Here is a 3,498-nt window from a genome sequence, read left to right on the forward strand (position 1 = left end):
TAGTTGCACCTGGTGGTACATCTTTAACGGTTACTGCGTTTTTCGTTGCGTTTGTTTCCACATTGTTGCTCTCAAGCGGCGCGCTTTCCGTTTTTGCTTCGCTCGATATCGGTTTACTTTCCAGATGACCGTCTTCTGTGATCGTAACTTTTACAATATCGCCTTCAGCAAGCGCGTTTGTAGATTCAATAGTAACGACAACAGCTGTTTTTGTTGTGCCTGTATTTGTAGCCTTACCGATAACATCACCGTTCTCGTCGTATACTAGAATGGTTGCACCCGGCGGTACATCCTTGACGGTTACGGTATTGTTTGTTGCGTTCGTTTTAATGTTATTTGTGTCAAGCACGCTGCCGAGCTTCGCTTCGCTAGACACTGGCTCGCTTTCGAGCTTGCCTGTCTCTGTAACTGTAACTTTAATGTTGTCGCCTGCCTCAAGCGTATGCGGTTCTTTAATTTCAACTACAATATCTGCTTCCGTGCCAGTGTTAGTAGCTGTTCCAATAACCTCGCCGTTCTTGTCATAAACGTTGATAGTTGTACCTGGCGGTACGTCTTTAATCGTTACCGTATTGTTCGTTGCGTTTGTTGTAATTTTTTTCTCGTCCAACGGGTCGCTCTCCAGCTTCGCAATGCTTGTTACTCGTTCGCTTTCAGGCTTCACGTCTTCTTCTGTAATTGTAACCTCAATGATGTCACCTTCATGAAGCTTGGTTGGCGACTTAATAGTAACTACAACTTCTGATTCTTTATCGCCGTTGTTGGTTCCCGTACCGATGAGCGCATCATCGTCGCCATACACGTTAACCGTTGAGCCCGGCGGTACGTCTTTAACGGTTACTGTGTTTTTGGGTACATTTGTAGTAATTTTCTCTTTTTCAGGCGCACTGCTCCGTAAAATTGGAGTTACTGCAGTTACGTCGCTGGCTACTTCACCACTTTTTGCATATGAAATATCAATTTGGCTGGCGCCAGCCAGTATATCCTTGCCTTCTTCGGTCAATGTCAAGAGAGCCGTTCCGTTCGTTGCAATTGATGAAGTTGCAATGACTTCATGATTGTCGTCGTATAGGGTTACGGCTACTCCATTCGGAACTCCTGTAATCGTCACATTACCTTTAGCCGTATAGGACAATACGATGTTATCTGCTACAGGCGCCTCAGTCATAATCGCTGAGCTGCTCGCAGAAGTGCCTCCGTTACGGGTGACTACGGTAATATTGTTGGCACCGGCCTGCAGATGACTCGAATCATCAAAGGTATAAACAAGCACGCCATCACTATTTGTACTGTACTCGCCGTCTACTAATTGATTGTTAACATAGATATCAACCTTTTCATTAGGCAAGTTATCACTTTTGCTAATGCCGTTGACCTTGATATCAATACCCGTCTGTGCTCCAACACCTGTGGAGAATACTTTATTGATTGTAACTGCACTTGGTCCTTGCTTGTAATTTCCGTCGGATTTTAGTCCTCCTTCAACGTAGGAGTTTTTGAAATACCATGCCAGAATATCATGATGGGAGTTGGCTCCCCCTGTACTTGCGCCAAAGCCTACATATACCTCTTTGTTCATAAGGGATTTGCCGACATTGCGAGTCAGTGATCTGTTATCCGCATTCGTTCGATTATTACTTAAACCATAGGTAGTGGTAAGATTGCCATTCTCGTCATAATCAACCCAAACATGAACGTAAGCATTGCTTGCGCCGTAATCGTACAAACGGAAATTAGCGCCTTGCAAATTATCAATAACGTCGCCGCTGCCCTGTTGATGATGGTTGTTGCCATTCATTACAATAGCGACATGGTCTGCAGTAGGACCGGTTGGATTCGTTATCGGATGATATTGATTTAAGCGATTAAAAGGGGTGTTGGGATCATTGTATTGAATTCCCTTATGTGGTCCGAGGTTTTTCCACGTATCGAACTCTACACCTACGGAGTTTGGAATACCGGCATAGCCTACGCCTTCGCCTACCCCGCCTAGAACAGGAGTCGGATTATCCTGAATAATAAAGGTTAGACCATCAGCGGGTCCCGGAAAGTTTAAATTATTTAACGAAGTGCTTCCATTCAAATGCATGACAAAATAAGTACTAAAACCGCCGTCAAGCTTAATTTTATTTGTACGAACGACGATGCCGCTTGAATCATTCGTAACCGGCACTACTCTTAATCGTCCGTTCGCTGTTGTGGCGGTGTTATTTCGGCCCGGAATAGCCGGGAAACTCAGCACTCTGGTCGCATCATTAGATACAACTGCAGTAGGACCGGTATGATTAAAATTTTGCCAGCCGACATAGATTGGCAGCGAGTCCGGCTCGGAGCTCGCCAGCACAGGCGTTATCGGCGCCGCTGAGAGTACCAAAATAAAGGAAGTAACAACTAATAAAATCCTTCTAAAAAATGAATCTTTGTGTAGATGATCAACATGCATGATTTTTCCTCCTGGTTGTTGTCAACAATTTGTAAAAAAATATGCTAATTAGAACTTTCCTAATTGTACCATTCGATTCTGGACAAACTCTAAACATCCCTTGATATGTTGATCAGCATTTGTAAATCATGAATAAAATTTACTTTACTGCCTCACTATATTATTTTCGAGAAAAAAATGATGAAAAACCTATGTGTAAGCGATTGCAGCTGGGAAGTGTTCGTTATTTAGGGGCAAAATAAGTTGATTTATTAAAGGATAAAGATGTACAATAGTTGGGTGATTGATAAAGAAGTATCGGGTATTCAGAATGTTAATGGTCCTGACTATGCATTAGTGATAATTGTCACAATATAATCAGGCATTTACATGATTAAAAATAGTTAGTTAAACTCTAAGGAGGATTTTAATATGGCATTGGTATCAATGAAAGAAATGTTGAACAAAGCGTTAAAAGAAGGCTATGCAGTTGGTCAATACAACATCAACAACTTGGAGTGGACACAAGCCATTCTAGGCGCTGCTCAAGAAGAGCAATCCCCGGTTATCCTTGGCGTTTCTGAAGGCGCAGCTCGTTACATGGGAGGTTTCACAGTTGTAACTGCAATCGTGAAATCACTAATTGAAGAAATGAAAATTACAGTTCCTGTTGCGATCCACTTGGATCACGGTTCCAGCTTTGAAAAATGTAAAGCTGCGATCGATGCTGGATTTACATCCGTTATGATCGATGCTTCACACTCACCATTTGAAGAAAACGTAAAAACGACTCAAGAGGTTGTTGCATACGCGCACGAGCGCGGCGTTTCTGTTGAAGCTGAGCTAGGTACAGTTGGCGGACAAGAAGACGATGTAATAGCTGAAGGCGTTATTTATGCAGATCCTAAGGAGTGCTTCGAGCTAGTACAACGTACTGGTATTGACTGCCTTGCTCCTGCACTTGGTTCCGTTCACGGTCCTTACAAAGGTGAACCAAACCTAGGCTTCAAAGAAATGGAAGAAATTTGCCAAACAATCAAATTGCCACTAGTATTGCATGGCGGCACAGGTATCCC

The 3,498-nt window shown here is 43.1% G+C and carries 2 protein-coding genes; one reads left to right on the forward strand and one right to left on the reverse strand.

Annotated features, from left to right (window positions below; translation table 11 throughout):
* Positions 1 to 2,443, reverse strand: a 2,443-nt coding sequence (locus tag AB4Z17_RS32830) for an L-type lectin-domain containing protein (protein WP_441964572.1), incomplete at its 3' end; no start/stop codon positions are given.
* A gap of 411 nt (positions 2,444 to 2,854) precedes the next feature.
* On the opposite strand from AB4Z17_RS32830, the gene AB4Z17_RS32835 reads away from it, so the two are divergent.
* A partial coding sequence (locus AB4Z17_RS32835) for a ketose-bisphosphate aldolase (protein ID WP_441964574.1) occupies positions 2,855 to 3,498 on the forward strand: 644 nt, incomplete at its 3' end.

The organism is Paenibacillus sp. TAF43_2 (genome assembly GCF_052113545.1).
Taxonomy (GTDB): Bacteria; Bacillota; Bacilli; order Paenibacillales; family Paenibacillaceae; genus Pristimantibacillus.